General features: G+C 58.5%; 14 protein-coding genes. 3 read left to right on the top strand and 11 right to left on the bottom strand.

Translation table 11 applies throughout. The features are described from left to right. Positions 1 to 87: 87 nt before the first annotated feature. Both LOC68_RS26555 and arfB read right to left on the bottom strand, forming a co-directional pair. Positions 88 to 819, bottom strand: coding sequence for a UvrB/UvrC motif-containing protein (locus LOC68_RS26555; protein ID WP_230224832.1), 732 nt, complete (start codon positions 817 to 819; stop codon positions 88 to 90). Between the two features lie 148 nt (positions 820 to 967). After that, positions 968 to 1,399 carry an alternative ribosome rescue aminoacyl-tRNA hydrolase ArfB gene (gene arfB / locus LOC68_RS26560; RefSeq protein ID WP_230224833.1) on the bottom strand — a complete coding sequence of 144 codons (432 nt, stop codon included), beginning with the start codon at positions 1,397 to 1,399 and terminating at the stop codon, positions 968 to 970. 93 nt (positions 1,400 to 1,492) lie between these two features. Here arfB and LOC68_RS26565 point away from each other — a divergent pair, with 93 nt between their 5' ends. Beyond that, positions 1,493 to 2,893: a PQQ-binding-like beta-propeller repeat protein gene (locus tag LOC68_RS26565; RefSeq protein WP_230224834.1), complete on the top strand. Its 1,401-nt coding sequence runs from the start codon at positions 1,493 to 1,495 to the stop codon at positions 2,891 to 2,893. 219 nt (positions 2,894 to 3,112) lie between these two features. Here LOC68_RS26565 and LOC68_RS26570 read toward each other — a convergent pair whose 3' ends face one another. After that, the gene (locus tag LOC68_RS26570) at positions 3,113 to 4,597 is read right to left on the bottom strand and encodes a Gfo/Idh/MocA family oxidoreductase (RefSeq protein ID WP_230224835.1); all 1,485 of its coding nucleotides are present in this window, start codon (positions 4,595 to 4,597) and stop codon (positions 3,113 to 3,115) included. 601 nt (positions 4,598 to 5,198) lie between these two features. Between LOC68_RS26570 and LOC68_RS26575 the strand changes: the two genes are divergently transcribed. Beyond that, a complete protein-coding gene (locus LOC68_RS26575) occupies positions 5,199 to 5,903 on the top strand; it encodes a hypothetical protein (RefSeq protein ID WP_230224836.1) in 705 nt (234 codons plus the stop codon). A 173-nt stretch (positions 5,904 to 6,076) separates the two neighbouring features. On the opposite strand, the gene LOC68_RS26580 is transcribed toward LOC68_RS26575, so the two are convergent. Together LOC68_RS26580 and LOC68_RS26585 are read right to left on the bottom strand one after the other, a co-directional pair. Further along, on the bottom strand, positions 6,077 to 6,919 hold the full coding sequence (locus LOC68_RS26580; RefSeq protein WP_230224837.1) for a sugar phosphate isomerase/epimerase family protein: 843 nt from the start codon (positions 6,917 to 6,919) through the stop codon (positions 6,077 to 6,079). A 125-nt stretch (positions 6,920 to 7,044) separates the two neighbouring features. After that, positions 7,045 to 7,935 carry a hypothetical protein gene (locus LOC68_RS26585; RefSeq protein ID WP_230224838.1) on the bottom strand — a complete coding sequence of 297 codons (891 nt, stop codon included), beginning with the start codon at positions 7,933 to 7,935 and terminating at the stop codon, positions 7,045 to 7,047. Between the two features lie 304 nt (positions 7,936 to 8,239). On the opposite strand from LOC68_RS26585, the gene LOC68_RS26590 reads away from it, so the two are divergent. After that, positions 8,240 to 9,133, top strand: coding sequence for a hypothetical protein (locus LOC68_RS26590; protein WP_230224839.1), 894 nt, complete (start codon positions 8,240 to 8,242; stop codon positions 9,131 to 9,133). 69 nt (positions 9,134 to 9,202) lie between these two features. On the opposite strand, the gene LOC68_RS26595 is transcribed toward LOC68_RS26590, so the two are convergent. The 6 genes from LOC68_RS26595 to LOC68_RS26620 form a co-directional block, all read right to left on the bottom strand. Beyond that, positions 9,203 to 12,577, bottom strand: coding sequence for an aminotransferase class I/II-fold pyridoxal phosphate-dependent enzyme (locus tag LOC68_RS26595; RefSeq protein ID WP_230224840.1), 3,375 nt, complete (start codon positions 12,575 to 12,577; stop codon positions 9,203 to 9,205). Positions 12,578 to 12,878: 301 nt separating this feature from the next. Beyond that, complete coding sequence (locus LOC68_RS26600; RefSeq protein WP_230224841.1) at positions 12,879 to 13,091, bottom strand: hypothetical protein; 213 nt, start codon at positions 13,089 to 13,091, stop codon at positions 12,879 to 12,881. 252 nt (positions 13,092 to 13,343) lie between these two features. Further along, positions 13,344 to 14,270 (bottom strand): DUF1559 domain-containing protein, encoded by a 927-nt coding sequence (locus LOC68_RS26605; protein ID WP_230224842.1) that lies wholly within the window; start codon positions 14,268 to 14,270, stop codon positions 13,344 to 13,346. Positions 14,271 to 14,325: 55 nt separating this feature from the next. Beyond that, positions 14,326 to 14,643: a DUF4198 domain-containing protein gene (locus tag LOC68_RS26610; RefSeq protein WP_230224843.1), complete on the bottom strand. Its 318-nt coding sequence runs from the start codon at positions 14,641 to 14,643 to the stop codon at positions 14,326 to 14,328. Positions 14,644 to 15,074: 431 nt separating this feature from the next. Then, complete coding sequence (rsmA, locus tag LOC68_RS26615) at positions 15,075 to 15,989, bottom strand: 16S rRNA (adenine(1518)-N(6)/adenine(1519)-N(6))-dimethyltransferase RsmA (RefSeq protein WP_230224844.1); 915 nt, start codon at positions 15,987 to 15,989, stop codon at positions 15,075 to 15,077. A 55-nt stretch (positions 15,990 to 16,044) separates the two neighbouring features. Further along, positions 16,045 to 16,644, bottom strand: coding sequence for a riboflavin synthase (locus LOC68_RS26620; protein WP_230224845.1), 600 nt, complete (start codon positions 16,642 to 16,644; stop codon positions 16,045 to 16,047). Between the last annotated feature and the right edge of the window lie 84 nt (positions 16,645 to 16,728).

Consider the following 16,728-nt stretch of genomic DNA (forward strand, 5'->3'; position numbering starts at 1 on the left):
GAGTCGTGACGCCAAGACCAAGGAGAAAACGATCAGGGCCGTGCATCAATCGCCAGCGACGAAGAAGAAAGTGCGGCCCGCCCTGCTCTACCGTTCTCGTTTCGAGATCCGATCGCGGATTTGAGCCGCCCGTTCGTACTCTTCGCGAGCGACCGCTTCGGCCAGTTGTTCTTGCAGAGTTTGACCCACTTCGTATTGGCTGCGAAGTTGTTCGCGCAGTTCGATCAGGCGTTTGACCAGCTCGTCATTCTCGTACTCTTCTTCGAGCTCGAAGTCGATAAAGACCTCGCGCATCTCTTCCAGGCCGAGATTGATCACTTCGATCGCGCGCTCTGGCGTCAGATCGGTCAGCGTCGCCAAAGCGGCCGCTTGGATCCGGTGGAACAACACGAAGGGGCGGAACTGCTCGTGCGAGTCGACCCACTCGTCGTCGTCGGAGTGGTCACGGCAGATATCCATCAGCAGCAACGTCTGATCGGCGTCGCGGACCGCTCGCTGATATTCTCGCAGGCCGAGCCAGCAAATGCGGCGATGGTAGAACTGGATGAACTCTCGATCGATCTCGGAGCAGTCGCCGTCGGTCAGCGTGTAGTCCGGGTCTTCATCGATCCGCTGTTGCAGATAGTCGGCGTAAGTAGCGAAGCCGAACGGTTCGGTCCCATCGGGGCGCCCGTCCACTTCCATCTGCATCAAACCCATCTCGATCCGCATTTGCACGACGTCGCGTCCATCTTCGCCAGAGACGATGCGCGCGCTGAGGTGGCCGTTTTCAAAGGGCCAGTCGTTCAAGATGAAGTCGATATGTTCAGGGTTTTCCATAGTCAAATTATAGCGCACGCTACCGGTTTTTCGGTAGGCGGCGCGAATTTATCGAATGCTCGGGCGTTAGGGGGAGATTTGTAGTGCTTATAGAACCCTTGCAGGCCCCCCGGCCTCATTCGGGCGACAAGCAAGTGGATCGCGGCGCTTATTCGGGCGGAGCGCCCGGCGAACGTCGCATCCGCTTGGTCTCGCTGCGCTGCTTCTTATCGGTGATGCGCCGTTCGATCGAGCCGCGGCTGGGACGCGTCGCGCGGCGCGTTTTCTCGCGGGCTGCGCAGTCGAGCAGGATCACTCGCAGCTTTTCGAGGCAACTCTCGATATTCGTACGTTGATCGCGGCTATTGTCGTCGCTGATCACGATCTCGCCGTTTTTGTTGATTCGTCCGCCCCACCGCGTGCGTAGTCGTTCTTTTACCCGATCGTCGATATGCTCCGATTGGTCGAACGCCCAGCGCAGCATCGCCTTCGAGTTGACCTTGTTCACATTCTGGCCGCCGGGGCCGCTGCTGCGAGCGAAGGTAAACTTCAGTTCCGCCAGAGGGATCTGGATCGAATTGTTGACGCGTAATTCGGGCATGGGAGCACCTGGGAAAGCAATCTTGCGCTTCTCATTGTAGACTGGTAGTCAAATCAACGCTTCTCTTGAACCTGCCTGCCGAACGATCCTGCCATGAAAAAACGAAAATTCGTCGCTCTCGCGGCTTGCCTGTCGCTCGTTTCGTTCTACGTCTTGCCGCACGTCGCATGCGGCGAAGAGACGCTTCCGCCGGACCTTGGTACTCGCAAGCAAGGAACCGATTGGGAAACGTTCCTCGGTCCGACGCTCGATAGCAAGTCGACCGAAACTGGTCTTACGACTCCCTGGCCGGAAGCAGGTCCGCGCGTCGTCTGGCAGCGCGAACTGGGAACCAGCTACGGCATCGGTTCGGTCAGTCGCGGCCGCTTCTTTCAGTTTGATCGGTACGACGACGTCGAACGGCTGACCGTTTTGAACGCCGAGACCGGCGAGTTTCTCTGGAAGTTTGAGTATCCGACTTCGTACGAAGATTCGCTCGGCTACAACAACGGACCGCGGACTTCGCCGATCATCGACGGCGACCGGGTCTATATCTACGGCGCCGAAGGAAAAATGCACTGCCTGCAGATCTCAACGCAGAAACTATTATGGAAGGTCGATCTGAATGAAAAGTTCGGGGTGGTGCAAAACTTTTTTGGGGTCGGCAGCTCGCCGATCGTTTACGGCGACTTGCTGCTGGTGATGGTCGGCGGCAGCCCGCCCGAGTCGCATCAGTTCGGGCGGTTCGATCTGGATCGGGTCGTCGGCAAAGATAGCGGCGTCGTCGCGCTCAACAAAATGACCGGCGAAGTGGTCTATCACAAGAGCGACGAACTGGCGAGCTACGCCAGCATGACCTGGGCGAAGATTGGGGAACGCCCGTTTGCGTTCGCCTTCGTTCGAGGCGGACTGTTGGCGTTTCAACCTGAAACCGGCGTCATCGATTTCCATTTCCCCTGGCGAGCCAAGATCCGCGACAGCGTCAACGCCAGCACGCCGGTGATCGTCGGCGACGAAGTTTTCATCTCGGAGACGTACGGTCCGGGCAGCGCACTCTTGAAGGTGAAGACCGGCGGCTATGACGTCGTCTGGGAAGATGATCCGAAGAAGCGTGACAAGGCGATGCAGACCCACTGGAACACCGCCGTCTATCACGACGGCTATCTGTATGGTTCGAGCGGCCGCCATACCGGCAACGCCGAACTCCGCTGCATCGAATGGAAGACCGGCCAAGTGAAGTGGAGCGTCCCCGGCTTGACCCGCTCTTCCCTCCTCTACGTCGACGGCCACTTCGTCTGCCTCAGTGAAGATGGCATCCTACGCTTGATCAAAGCGAACCCGGAGAAGTACGAACTGGTTTCAGAAACCGAATTGCGTCAGGCGCCGGAGCCTGGTGAACGCGTTCGCCCGCTGCTGAAGTACCCAGCCTGGTCGGCGCCGATTTTGTCGCACGGGCTGCTGTATGTGCGCGGTGATGATCGGTTGGTTTGCTTAGAAGTAATGCCGGTGAAATAGTCCGAAACTAGCCCGCAGCGCAAGCGAGGGAATGCGCTCGGCCAAATGAGAAATGCCGAAACCAGAATTACGAACGAAAACGAATTCATCGTTTGAGTTTCGTCATTTACCTGCGACCACATTCCCTCGCTTGCGCTGCGGGCTAGTATTCAATCAACAAAAAAAACGGCGCCTCGTTGGAGGCGCCGTTCTTATTTAGTTCAAACTGCAAAGCGACGATTAACCGGCCGGGTCTTTGCCGTTGATCCAGGGACCTTCCAGCTTTTGGTGGTCCGGGTCGTTGATCGTCGAGCCTTTGTCGCCGGCGTTCCAGCCAGGGACGTGCGACGCTTTGCCACGCTCTTTCGAGATCTTTTCCCACTTCTTCGCCCACGAGCTGTCCGCATCGCTGATCTTCATCGTCTCTTCGTCGAAGTGATAGATCTTTCCTTCGCGGTAGCTGCGAGCTCCCAGGTTGACCAGCACGATCGCGGCGGCGCCCAGGTCCGGCGGATTGTTGCACGTGTCCGGGGCGTTGAGGTCGATCGCGGCGAGCCAGTTCTCGAAGTGAGCCCGGGTTTGATCCTTCGGCGCTTCCTTCTCGGTCTTCAGCACCTGCTTTTCAAACGGCAGCTCGGTCGGGCTGATGTGGGTCACCTGCGGACGTTCCGGAACGAAGGTGAACTCGCCCGAAGCTTCCGGGCGATCAAACAGGATCGAGCCGTCATGCCCGCGCACCAGGTTGGTGATCGGCGTTTCGGAAGCGGCCATCGTTGCGGTGACCAAACCTTGGCAGCCCGAGTTGAACTCGGCGACCACCGTGGCGACGTCCGGCACTTCGCGGCCGTCATATTCGAGGTACAGACCGCCGCTGCCGGTGATGCGGGCCGGATAACGCAGGCCGGTTGCTTTCATCATCTGCGTGGTGCGGTGGACGAACAGGTCGGTGAACATCCCGCTACCGAATTCCCAGAAGCGGCGCCACTGGGCGAAGACGGCGCGATCGAACGGCTGGTCTTGCGCCAACCCTTCTTCGACGCCGAGGAACCGCTTCCAGTCGACCGTCTTCGGGGTCATGTCTTTCGAGAGCGGATAGTAACGCCACTGGCCGATGTCGGAGTTGCGGAAGTACTCGGTCTGGTACATCAGCACTTTGCCGAGGAGACCGGCGTCGATCTTCTCGCGAGCGGCGTCCCAGATCGGCAGGCTGGTTCCTTGCACGCCGACCTGCATCACTTTGCCGGTGTCGCGCCAGACGCCGACCAATTCGATCGCATCTTCGACCTTCTTGACCATCGGCTTTTCGCAGTAGACATGCATGCCGCCTTTCATCGCTTCCATCGCTTGGATGGCGTGCCAATGGTCCGGCGTGCCGATGCTGACCGCATCGAGGTTTTCCTTGGCGTACATCTCACGGAAGTCGACGTACCGCGCGACCTTCCCGCCGTTTTCTTTTTCGATGTAGTCAGCGGCGCGATTGCGGTTGTGTTCGTAAACGTCGCAAACGGCGACCAGTTCAATATTGGCGCCATCTTTGGCGATCGCCGACAGGCTCTTCACATGCGCGCCGAAGCCGCGTCCACCGACGCCGACGAAACCGATGCGAAGTTTGGAGTTGGCGTCAGCTGCTTGCGATTTGGCGGCTTTCACGGCGAGCGAAGTCGCAGCGACGCCGGCGGCGGTCGTCTTCAGAAAAGTTCGACGCGAGGCATCGAAAGAATCCATGGGCATGGTTCTCCATTCAATGGGGCGGGACAAAAGTAGAAAGTAGATTCTGGCGAGCAGAGGGATGTTTCTATCAAACCAAGCCGGCCGCATAAATTCAATATGCCATTTCTCCTATTTGCGCAATCGCTTCTCGTTTCCGCCTGATAATTCCCCCAACATGGCGCAGTCCGGGGGAATCTTGACGGATTGCGTTGACATTTCACGATCACGCGCCCGCAGCGCAAGCGAGGGAATGCGGCCGCAAGTAAATGACTAATGACTAAGCCCTAATGTCTAATGACAGATCGTGTCTTCCGAATTAGACATTAGGGCTTAGTCATTAGACATTTCCGAATCCATTCCCTCGCTCGCGCTGCGGGCTAGTGTTGGCGTTCTGTTTTGCTTTAAGCGTTGGAGAATCCGTTTAAATCCACGCAAGATTAGCGAGCAACTAGCGAATACCCGGCTGAACGGATCGATTCGTCGACGGAGATATGTATTCCCAGCAATACGAATCTTCTTCCGCAAAACGGTGCAATCGACCTATTGCGAGCGATAGAATCAAGTTCGTGGCGTTACCCGTTCTTTGCAGCCCCAATTTCGCAGTGAAGGTGAAGTCATGTCTCGTCTCCTAGCCTCGATCGTTTTGATCACTCTCACGTTAGGCGTCGTTCATTCGCAGTGCTGGGCACAGGAAGATGGCGCAAGTCCGCCGGTCGCGGCGGAAACGGCGCCCCCGGAAGCCGGCGTTGCCGATGTCGAAAAAGAGAAGGAAGCGACGCCGCCAGCCAAAGAGGAAGCCCCTAGCGCCGAAGTAAGTCACGGTGAGGCTTCCGATGCAACCCACAGCGCCGATAGTCATCTCTCTGGCCAGTTGGAAGACATCGCCAAGAGCGTTGATGAATCGGATACGGCGAAGGAAACGAGCGCTGGGATTTTGACGCCGATTTATCAGGTCGCCGAAGCGCTCGAGTTTCCGGCGTTCCACTGGATCGCCTTCTCGCTGATGCTGGCCGGCGTCGTCGGCTTCGCGTTGCAGTTGGTGATCGGCAAACTGGTGGTCTTCTCCCACTTCGGCTTCAGTCTGCGCGAGATCCTTTCAGACTTGCTTGGGTTTGCGATCAGCGTCGTCGGCCTGGTGCTGACCACGCAAGCGGCCGCCCAGAACTCGACCTTCACGCAAAGCCCGTTCGCCGTCCTCTCGGCCAGCGCGTTCGGGCTGATCATCGGCCTGCTCCTCTATATCTGGGGACAGTCGCAAGAAGTGGAAGCGGTCAAAGGACGCGTCGCCGCGGCGAAAGAGAAGAAGGTCGAAAAGAAGTAGGCGGTATTAACTAGCCCGCAGCGCAAGCAAGGGAATGCGGTCGCAAGTGAATGACTAATGTCTAAGCCCTAATGTCTAACGACAGATCGTGTCTTCCGAATTAGACTTTAGTGATTAGTCATTAGGCATTTCCGAATCCATTCCCTCGGTTGCGCTGCGGGCTAGTGTCGGAGTTACTTCGCTGGCAGCGATTTCTCTGACGTGGTGGCGCCGAAGATGTCGTTGAAGTAGCCGCGGCTTTGGGTGATTAGTTGTTGGTAGTCGGAGTTCTCGATCGCCAAGCCCATCAACTCGATGTCGAACGCTCCTTCGTAGCCGGCCGAGCGGAGCGCAGCGACGATCTCGCGCAGCGGCAGTTTGCCGCTGCCGAGCGGACGGCGATCAGGTTCCCCCATCGGGGCTTCATCGGCGTCGGCCAACTGCACCAGGGCCAAATGGGGCGCCGCCTTCTTCAACTGCTCGATCAGATTCTTTTCGCCGAACAGCTGATAAACGTCGGCCACGATTTTGAGATGAGCGCTATCGAACTTTTTCGTCAGTTCGATCGCGTCGGCCAGCGACTGCAGGAAGGTCCACTCGGCGCCGGCGGCGGGGTGCATCGGTTCGACGGCTAGCTGGATTCCATGCTCTTCCGCGAGCGGCAACAGTTCTCCCAAGGCCGACAGAAAGAGACGCCGGGCATGGTTTACCGTGTGACCGCCGCGCGAGCCGCTATGGACGACGAGGACCGGCGCTTGAAGTTCGGCCGCTTGTTCGATCGCCAGCTTACCGTCGCTGAGGGCGTCGGCGAAGGTACGGCCGTCGCTGCCGGTAAAACCGCCGGCCCAACTGAGCGCGACCGGCTTCAGGCCGTACTCTTCCAGGAGGTGCGCCCCTTTTTCGACGCCGTAGTCAACCAACTTCTGCCGCCAGACATGGATCCCGGGGATTCCGGCCTCGGCAATTCGTTGGGCATCGGTTTCAAAGGACCAACGAAACGTGGTGAGTTGATTGATCGCGAGAAGCGGCACGCGCATTGCCTCCGTGTAGTTAATAGGTCCGATCCTTCGGTTGGCGACTCAGAAAGTAATGGGCCAGTATAGAAGGCCGCATCGTCCTGTAAACCGCCGCTCCCTGGGGTGGTTGCTAGCGATGGAGGCGACTACTTCGTCAAATCCCACGCGTTCAGCCAGCGGGTCGACTGCGGCTGCAAACCGAAGTCTTCGACCAATCGACGATGCATGTCGGCGAAGTGCCCTGCGCCGTAGAAGACTCCGATCTTCTTTTTGCCGTCATTCAACTCCTGCCGCAGCACCTGAAACGCTTTGGCGTTCCGCTGCGAGATCAGGGTCGAGCCATTCTTCCCTTCGATGGCTCGCATCTGCCCTTCCATGTCGTCCATTTGCGAGGCGAAGAGCCGCTTCATCCGCAGTTGGCGATCATCCGCGAAGAGGGCCATCAGCATCGCGGCGTTCATATCTTCCCCTTTGGTCTGCTGAACCATGCCGGCGCCCATCAGGCGAGCGAACATCTGGAGGAAACCGTCCCCGCGTTCCGCCATGTCGGCCGCCATTTCTTCGGGGCTCATGTCGGCATGGACGAAGTTTTGCGGAGTGTAGTCGATCTGTTCCAATTGGAATTCGAGACCAAGCATGTCCTTCATGCCGTTTTGCAAGCCGCTGACGGCGCTACCGTTCTTCTTGGGGCCGCCTTTGGGGATGCGAGTCCCCTTGGGAGCGACAATTTCATACAAGAGCGCGTCGTAGTTCTTGAATTCTTCGTTCAACTGGTCGTAGTAGGCCTGTTCGCCGATGTGGACGGCGCCAACCAGATCGACATAGACGCCAGGCTGCTGGGGATCGGCATAGCGAACGATCGCCGTCTGCAACGCATCCGGCTTGCCGCTAGCGTTTTCATGAATGCGGAGAAATGTCGGCGCCGTCTTCTCCTCGGCCGATTTTTCCGTCGCTTCCTCGGCTCGAGCCGCTAGCAGGGCGGAGCTGAATTGAAAAATGAGGGCGAGCAACAGAGTCAGCTTGGATCGGACGGACATCGCGATCTCCGAAGATGGGAGGAAAAGTACTTATTCCAATATAGAACCGACCTGCCAACCGCTCAATGAATGGGGCGGCGCGATCGTTGAAATCGAAGCATCTTTCCTATTTTTACTCGGCGGCCTGTTTTCGTGCGAGAGTCTGCGGATTGCACCGGTTTTTCGGCAGAGAAAGACATTCTCGCTTAACTCAGGTCAACGGGAATTCCGATACTACCGGCACAGCAAGATTTTTCCGAACAATTTGCGGTAGGCAAAGCCGCGAGCGCTGAAGCACTTTACAAGGTATAACCGGAACATGTTAATGAACCGCAAAATGCTCTGGCTACTCTTCGTCGCAGCATATTCGCTCGCGGCGTCGACGGCGTTTGCCCAGTACGACCAGGTCTACCCCGGTTTTAATACGCCTTTCACCGACATGCCGATCGAAGACTACGACTTCCAGTGGTTCGCTCCGCCGATCACGGAAGTTTATGGTCAGGACGGCATCGACCCGAAGACCGGCCCGTTCTTCGACTACCACCGCGTCTACCTGAACGTGACCCGCGGCGAAGCGGCCCCGGATAACGCCCAAGGGGACGTGACCTGGGGCAACAAGCTCGACATGGGCTGGATGTCGGAAGAGGGGCACGGCTGGTTGCTCCGGACGTTGCACATCGACGGCCCGCAGGTCGCCGAACGGAACGTCGGTTCGACCATCAGCGTCGGTTTGAACAAGGTCTGGCGTCTCGATCCGTACCACAACGGCTTCTGGGTCGAACCGATGATCGGCGTTCGCTACTTCCAGTTCAAAGATCAGTCGCTACGGGTCACCTACGACTACTTCCCGATTATCAACACCTGGATCATCGACGACACCCATCTGGCCATGGAAAACAACATGCTGCTGGGTCAGGTCGGGGTTCGCATGCACACCCATCGCGGCCACTGGAAACTGTACGGCGAATGGGAAGTGTTCGGCGGTAACAACTGGGTCTACCGGATGCAGCAAGACAACACCTACTCCAAAGGTATCATGGGTACCGAAATCACCCTGGGTTGTGCTTACTACCTGACCCGTGAAATCGCCCTCGACTTCAGCTGGAATACGATCTACTTCCCGGATGGCGTCGGACGTAACCCGTACCAGTCGAGCGGTAACCAAAGCGAATCGCTCTTCATCTCGGGTCTCGGCTTCGGCTTCAGCTTCCATCGCTAAGCCGCTCCGTCAAACCAACAAAAAAGGACGACCAATTGGTCGTCCTTTTTTTATGCGCGAAGCGAATCGCTACGCCCTGACGTTGGCTCCGCCGTTGCTCAGAAAGTCGGAGTCTTCGGTCCGGATCTCGTCGCACAGCTGACGCAGAATGTTGATCGTGCTGCGGATCTGCGCCTCGGTATGCTCCGAGTTGATGAAGAACCGCAAGCGAGCCGCCGACTCGTCGACCGCCGGATAGATGATCGGGCGAACGTTGACTCCTTGCAGCAGCATCCGCTGGGCGACGAACATCGTCATCATCGAGTCCCCCAGGATCACCGGCACGATCGGCGTCTGGCGGCTGCGACCGGTGTCGAGCCCCGCCTGACGAGCGACCCGCAGGAAGAACTCGGCGTTGCGATGCAAGGCCGAAACGCGCTGCGGCTCTTCGCCGAGGATCTTCAGCGCTTCGATCGCCGCGGCCGCACTGGCCGGCGGCATGCCGACGCTGAACACAAAGCCCGGCGCCGTGTACTTCAGGTACTCAACCAGGTCGGCGCTGCCGGCGATGTAGCCGCCGCAGCTGCCCAGCGCCTTGCTGAGCGTTCCCATCCAGATGTCGACGTCCCCTGGCTCGATCTTAAAGTGCTCGGCGATGCCGCGACCTGTGGCGCCCATCGTGCCGATCGAGTGGGCCTCGTCGACCATCAGCCACGCTTTATGGCGCCGCTTGATCTCGATGAACCGGGGCAAGTCGGGGAAATCCCCTTCCATGCCGAACACCCCTTCGGTCACGATCAGCACGCGGCGATAGTCGCGGCGAATGTCGTGCAGGATATGGTCGAGCTCTTCCCAGTCGTTGTGCGGGAAGGGACGACGACGTGCGCCGCTAAGGCTGGCGCCTTGAATGATGCTGTTGTGAGCCAGCGAGTCATGCAGCACCAGGTCGCCGGTTCGCACCAGATGGCCGATCGTCGTTTCGTTGGTCGCATGTCCGCCGAGCATCGCCACGGCGGCGTCGACGCCGATCCAATTGGCGATCGCTTGCTCTAGTTCGGCGTGAATCGGACGTTCGCCAGAGACCAGACGGCTGGCCGAAACGCTGGTTCCGTATTGGTCGATCGCCTGCTTGGCCGCTTCGCAAACGCGCGGATGCTGCGCGAGTCCAAGGTAGTTGTAGCCGGCGAAGTTCACCAGCTCGGCGCCGTCGATCGACGTCATGCTGCCGGTCGATTTGTCGTGCGACTGGAAGTAGGGATTCGGCATCCCGAGCGATTCAAGCTCGTCGGCGGTCTGCTTCACCTGGCGATATTCAGGAAGCGCGGCGAAGCTGTACATTTCGGCCGGAACGTCGTCCGCGACCGCCTGCGGGCGAGGTTCACCGCCTAGATAGATTTCGACCGCTTCGGTCACTTCGCGGCAGGTCTTCAACGTCGGCAGGATATGATCCGGGAACTGGACGCCATACGCGTCTTCGATTGACGCGATGATCTCCATTCGCTCCAGCGAATCGAGTCCCAGAGACAGCAGGTCGGTGTTCATTTCCAAGTTGGTAGCGCGCTCTTTGGCGACCGCATGGATCTTTTCCATGACCAGCTTGGTAGTGCGATCTCGCAGTTCCGGATCGGAGACGGCGAGCCCTTCAGCGTCGGCTCGGGCCAATTCGAGTTGCGAGCGACGGAGTCGAACCTTGCGGACTTCGTCGAGCATCTGGGATTCGTCCCAGCTGACCCAGCGATCGACGATCGCCAAGACGTTTTGCATGAAGTGATTGCGGCACGCGTGACGCTGAATCTTGCCGCTGGAGGTCTTGGGGATCGACCCGCGGCGGATCAGCGCGACGCCGTCGACCGCCATCTCGTGCTCGAGCGCAACTTCCTTCCGAATCGCGCTGATGACCTCGGCGTACTCTTTCTGACGCAGGCGGGGCGCTTCGACGACGATCACCAGGCGTTCTTTGCCGGCGATCTCGGCCGAGAAAGCGGCGGCCGTCGAATTCTCGAGGTGCTCATGCGCCGCACAAACGGTCGCTTCGATATCCTGCGGATAGCGGTTGACCCCGCGGACGATAATCAGGTCTTTCAGACGACCGGTGACGAAGAGTTCGCCATCCTTCAGAAAGCCCAAGTCGCCGGTTCGCAGGTAAGGTCCCGCCTTGGTGTCGGCCAGATGCGCGCGGAAGCAACGCTCCGTATCTTCTTCGTTGCGCCAGTAGCCTTTGGCGACGCTCGGGCCGGAAATCCAGATTTCGCCCACCTTGTTCGCCGGCTGCTGCGTCAGCGAATCGGGGTCGACAATCAGAATCTCTTGGTCGGGGAGGCAGTTACCGCAACCGACGATCGGCCGAGCGCCAGCTTCATCCGGATCGCAGTCGATGACGACCCCTTGATCGAGCACGTCCCCATCGACCGTCAGAACGACCGGCGGGCTCTTTTTCAAACCGCCGGAGATGATCAGCGTCGCTTCGGCCATGCCATAGCAAGGATAGAACGCTTCGCGGCGGAAGCCGCATGGTTCAAACGCTTCGGTAAAGCGATCGAGCGTCTCCGGCTTGATCGGTTCGGCGCCGTTGAACGCCAGTTCCCAGCTCGACAGGTCGAGCTTCTCGCGCTGCTCCGGCGTGATCTTGTTCACGCACAGTTCGTAGGCGAAATTCGGTCCGCCGCTGATCGTCGCCTGGCTTTTCGAGATTGCACGCAGCCAGCGATACGGCTGCTGCAAGAAAGCCATCGGCGACATCAATGTGGTCGGGTGACCGATCTGCATCGGCTGCAAGACGCCGCCGATCAACCCCATGTCGTGATACATCGGCAGCCAGAAGACGGCTCGCACGCTGCGCGTATGTTCGAACGCGTACGAGATGAGGGCCGAGTTGTGCATCATGTTGCTGTGCGACAACATGACCCCTTTCGGCGTGCCGGTCGAACCGGAGGTGTACTGCAAAAAGGCGAGCGTCCTGTCGTCAATGTCCGGCATCCGCCACTTTTCGGGATCGGCCAACTGCGGACCGTCGGTCGCGAGCCACTCGATCTGCTTCAGGTGGGGCGTCTCGTCCAGCATCGGCGTGACGCGGTCGAGCACGTCGCTGGTCGTCAGCGCGATCTTCGCTTCGGCGTCGTCGGCGATCGCTTGAATCCGCACCATGTTGCGGTTGCGGCGCGGCGGATAGGCCGGCACGGCCACAGCGCCGGCGTACAAGCAGGCGTAAAAGGCGATGATGAAATCGAGCCCCGGCGGGAAGAGCAGCAGGGCTCGTTCGCCGTGCATGTTCTTTGCCTGCAAGCGTGCAGCCAAAGCGCGAGCCGCTTGATCGAGCTGCGCGTAGGTCAGTTCGAGCTTCTCGTCTTCCCCGTCTACGAGATAGGTATAAGCCAGGTGCGGGCCCTGATGTTCCGCCCGATACCGCAGTCGATCAACGACGGTCGATGTTGGGGGGGAAAACGAACCAGCAGATTCGGTTGTCACGCGGCTATCGCCTCTGCAATTAGGGAAGGACTTCTTCTCAACGGCGCCCAGAATTGGCGCAGTGGGAGATATGGATTAGATCGGCGTATGGGACTTAACTGTTTTAACCAAGCTTCCCAACCTTACGGCCAGGGAGACTAGGTAGACTAAACCGGCATTTTATTGCATTTCGCGCCGCTGTCGAAGAAGCGGATCGCCGAATCGATCCCGGAAAGTTGATTTAACCGGAAGAATTTTGCAAAAGCGGCCAGCTTTGCGCCAAAAGATATCGAGCTCTGTTCGTGTTTCCGAATTCGGCGGCCTACGCCCAGCTTAAGCCGCTCGCCTTTTGCATCCGCTTTTCGTAATCGCCGATCAGCCCGCCGATGATGTCCCACCCTTCCGGGCGTCGAACTTCGATGTCCCCTTGCTGATTGATGCGGACGATCGTCGTTTCGCTGACGCCCGCCTTTTTCAGTTCGTCAGGGCTCATTTCGTCTTCGTGCAAAGCGCCGATCAGAGTGCCGCCAGTCATCTCGATGAATTTCATAGAATCGCCAACTTCGCAACAGATAAGACCAATGGCGGCGCGACAGCGTCGCTCAATCCAATCGTATTATCCTCGATCAAAGACCAAAATCCAAGTCGGCGGGGCCCCGTAACCCGCTGGCGTGGCGATCTGCCGGAAGCCCCACGATTTTGCGGGTGAATCAATAAAAATAGCCTGCATCATGATGCAGGCTATTTCCCGTCTTTGAGGGGTTCGGCGGAGAGAAAACTGGGCGGACTACTGAAGCGAAACGACTTCGCCGCCGTTTCGCGTGCCGATTGCCGACAGGATGTTCGCCGCCGTGTTTTCGCTCACGAAGCGAACCGATCCGTCCATCTGGGCGAATTGGACGCCGCCAGGATGCTGGCTGCTGAAGCCAGCGTAACCGACTTCGCCGGTGTCGGGGCTGTTGAGCGGAATGCCGGTCGAGCCGCTGAACGCCGAGTGGCGGTCTTGCGAGTTCGGAATCCCGATGTACCAGTAATTGAGGTATTTGCTTTCCTCGGTCTTCTTGTGGTTCCAGCGTTCGCCGATGCCGACCGTGTTGCTGGTGCCGTCGGTAATGTCGGCGAAGCGAGTCGTAATGTTTCGTCGTAAGAAGGGACCGTTGAATCGGGCATGGTTGTCTGAGCCGTCGTCCATGTAGTGATTGTTCGTTCCATGGCTCGAGTTGTAACCGACGGTCCCTGAGGTGACGACGCCGTAGTTGGCGCGATAGTGCGTAACCCCTTCCTGGGTGCTGGTGTTTGCATCCGGCGCCGACGGGCAGCGATAGGCTTCGATTTTGGTATTCAACAAGTTTTGATTGTTGCCGCTGTCATTCCAAACGATGCCGAAGCCCATCCCTTGGATCTTGTCGTAGATGTTCCCTTGTTCGATCTGCGGCAGGATGAAGGCGCTCCAGAAGGTCGCTTGCTGACTGCCTGGCTGATCTTGATTCGCTTCTTTAACGCAGGTCGGAGGGAACGATTGGTAGGTGTCATGGTAGTTGTGCAGCGCCAAACCAAGTTGCTTCAGGTTGTTTTGGCATTGGCTGCGTCGAGCCGCTTCGCGGGCTTGTTGCACCGCCGGCAAGAGCAATGCGATGAGAACGCCGATGATGGCGATCACCACCAACAGTTCGACGAGCGTGAAGCCACGTCGCCGCAAGAAAGGAGTAGGCATAATGGAGGCTCCGAAATGGGACAACGAAAATGAATGATGGATAAGTGGGATTCGGTTATTTGCCTTCAAGCTGAAGGATGATTTCGTTGGGCTCCGGCTTTACTTCGACAGTGAAGTCCGTCGGCAACTTTCCGGGCAGCTTTGCGCTCGGATCTTGCACCGAGACCGTAACGCGATGCGTTCCGGGAATCGCACCGTCGCCGCTTTCATACGTGGAGAGGGTGAACTTCCCTTCCGCATCGGTCGCGCCCCCGGCCACTTTGCCGGGCCGATCGCTCGAGCCGGCGGTCTTAATCGGCATCAGTTGGACGTAGACGTCGGCTACTGGCTTGCCGTTGAATTCGACGCGTCCTTCTACCGGGGCGACTTCCATATTGGTTGATTGGGCGCCGCAACCGACAAGGAGAAAGAGTGTTAGAAAAAAAGGAAGGGCAGCAAGAAGTAGAGGGGATTTCCGTGGCATGAATGTCTCAGCGGCGATGTGGGATGAGTAATCGTTGGCGATCCTGTCGCCATAGCCACATTATAAAGCGGCGCTATGTCCAATTAACGGCAGTTTGCGGGCTAACGAATCAGAGTTAAGGAAAAAGTAGAGGTCAAATTTCTAATTTTTACGTGCCCCAGGTCCGCTCCTTTTACCTATCTATTTAGGGTGTTTATGTCGCCGCAAAGAGGTGCGAAGTTTCTGCAAAGAAACGGGCAATGGGTAGAGGTTTCGCGCAGCGCAAAAGAAGCGGACGCCGCGCCCGGTGCGCGGACCATCAGCGCAGAGTTCGGTATGAATCCGAGATAGAAACCGCCGCGTTACTTGCCCAGCGACAGCAGCTTCTGGCGGAACATCTCGCTCATCGCCAAGACTTCGTCCGGCGTGAACTGCTCCGCGCGAGCGTCCGGCTGCAGGCCATTCTCCGCGATCACTTCATCGACCTGGCTCTTTTCGAGCCGATCTTTGAACGCGCTCATCAGCACGCTACGGAGAAACTTGCGGCGATGGAAGAAGATCGCCCGACTGAAGGTATGAAAGAACTCGAGATCCGGGATCCGACCGCGCAGCTCGTCGTCGACCACCAACTGCACAATCGCCGAATCAATCTTCGGCCGCGGCCAGAAGACGCTCGGCGGCAAGATGCGGACGATCTCGCAGCGACATTGCGACTGCAGCCAGACGCTCAGCGCGCCGTAGTCCTTGGTGCTCGGCTGCGCGATGATCCGTTCGGCCACTTCCTTCTGAATGGTCGCCGTCATCGAGTACGGAATGATCTCGGTCCGCAGCAGGTTCGAGATGATCGGCGTCGCGACGTTGTACGGCAGATTGGCCGAGAGTTTCAAACGTCCGCCAGGGATCTCGGCGATCTTCTCTTTGATCGTCTCCATCACTTCCGGGCGAAACGCGTTCTTGTTCTTCAACACGTCGAACTGCAGCATCGTGACGTTGTCGAACTCAAACAGCTCTTCCGACGCCAGCGTATGCAGATGCTCGTCGATTTCGACCGTGATCACATGTCCCGCTTCGGCAGCCATTCGCGTGGTGAGCGATCCGGTGCCGGTGCCGATTTCAAGGACGACGTCCTGCGGACCAAGGTCAGCCGAGCGAACGATCAGATCGAGGATGTTCATGTCGATCAGAAAGTTCTGCCCATGGCGCGACACCGGGCGAATGCCGACTTCGCGGAACCGTTTGGTCAGAAAGGAGATCGTTTGATTCTGAAATTTGGGCATGCGTCAGGCGAACAAGTCGCCAGGTGAAAGTAAGGAAGAAAAAAGTTGCGTGTCGTTAGTTGGTCGCGGCGCCGCGGAGTTGTCGTTCGACATACTTGGCGAGCAAATCGGTTTCGATGTTCACCTCGTCGCCGGGCTGTCGTCCGCCGAGGGTGGTGACCGCCAAGGTATGCGGAATCAGGGCGACGCTGAATCGCTCATCTTCCACGTCGACCAGCGTCAGGCTCACCCCGTCGACCGCGACCGAACCTTTGGAAGCCATCTGTAGCGCCAACTCCGGCGCGACGCGGAACCAAAACTTCGACCATTCGGCGTCGTCGTGTCGCTCGTCGACCCGCCCTACCCCGTCGACATGCCCGGTCACGTAATGCCCCCCCAAACGGTCGCCGGCGCGGAGGGCTCGCTCTAAATTGACCGGATCGCCGCCGGAGAGGCGGCCGAGGTTCGTCTTGCTGAGGGTTTCCTCCCCCGCCTCAAAGGCCAACTGGGAGCCGGAAATCTCGATCACGGTCAGGCAGCAGCCGTTAATCGCGACGCTGTCGCCGATCATGGCGCCGTCGGCGACCGGGCCGCACTCGACCAGCAGCAGGACCCCGGGCCCTTGTCGCGTGATGGCGACGATCGAGCCGAGCGCTTCGACCAGTCCGGTAAACATGAGCAATCGCCTTCTGGGAGGTACAAGGTGGAAAAATAGCGCCGCAATCGCAGCGCAGCGGCGAGAGTCAGCATTCGGTTACAG

This window comes from Blastopirellula sediminis (assembly GCF_020966755.1).
In the GTDB taxonomy this organism is placed as follows: domain Bacteria; phylum Planctomycetota; class Planctomycetia; order Pirellulales; family Pirellulaceae; genus Blastopirellula; species Blastopirellula sediminis.

Bases quoted from the DNA above. Each gene is read 5' to 3' on its own strand.
- LOC68_RS26565 (WP_230224834.1), top strand. From the start codon at position 1,493: ATGAAAAAACGAAAATTCGTCGCTCTCGCGGCTTGCCTGTCGCTCGTT.
- LOC68_RS26585 (WP_230224838.1), bottom strand. From the start codon at position 7,935: ATGTCCGTCCGATCCAAGCTGACTCTGTTGCTCGCCCTCATTTTTCAA.
- rsmA (WP_230224844.1), bottom strand. From the start codon at position 15,989: ATGCCCAAATTTCAGAATCAAACGATCTCCTTTCTGACCAAACGGTTC.
- LOC68_RS26590 (WP_230224839.1), top strand. From the start codon at position 8,240: ATGAACCGCAAAATGCTCTGGCTACTCTTCGTCGCAGCATATTCGCTC.
- LOC68_RS26580 (WP_230224837.1), bottom strand. From the start codon at position 6,919: ATGCGCGTGCCGCTTCTCGCGATCAATCAACTCACCACGTTTCGTTGG.
- LOC68_RS26570 (WP_230224835.1), bottom strand. From the start codon at position 4,597: ATGGATTCTTTCGATGCCTCGCGTCGAACTTTTCTGAAGACGACCGCC.
- LOC68_RS26600 (WP_230224841.1), bottom strand. From the start codon at position 13,091: ATGACTGGCGGCACTCTGATCGGCGCTTTGCACGAAGACGAAATGAGC.
- arfB (WP_230224833.1), bottom strand. From the start codon at position 1,399: ATGCCCGAATTACGCGTCAACAATTCGATCCAGATCCCTCTGGCGGAA.
- LOC68_RS26605 (WP_230224842.1), bottom strand. From the start codon at position 14,270: ATGCCTACTCCTTTCTTGCGGCGACGTGGCTTCACGCTCGTCGAACTG.
- LOC68_RS26555 (WP_230224832.1), bottom strand. From the start codon at position 819: ATGGAAAACCCTGAACATATCGACTTCATCTTGAACGACTGGCCCTTT.
- LOC68_RS26575 (WP_230224836.1), top strand. From the start codon at position 5,199: ATGTCTCGTCTCCTAGCCTCGATCGTTTTGATCACTCTCACGTTAGGC.
- LOC68_RS26620 (WP_230224845.1), bottom strand. From the start codon at position 16,644: ATGTTTACCGGACTGGTCGAAGCGCTCGGCTCGATCGTCGCCATCACG.
- LOC68_RS26610 (WP_230224843.1), bottom strand. From the start codon at position 14,643: ATGGAAGTCGCCCCGGTAGAAGGACGCGTCGAATTCAACGGCAAGCCA.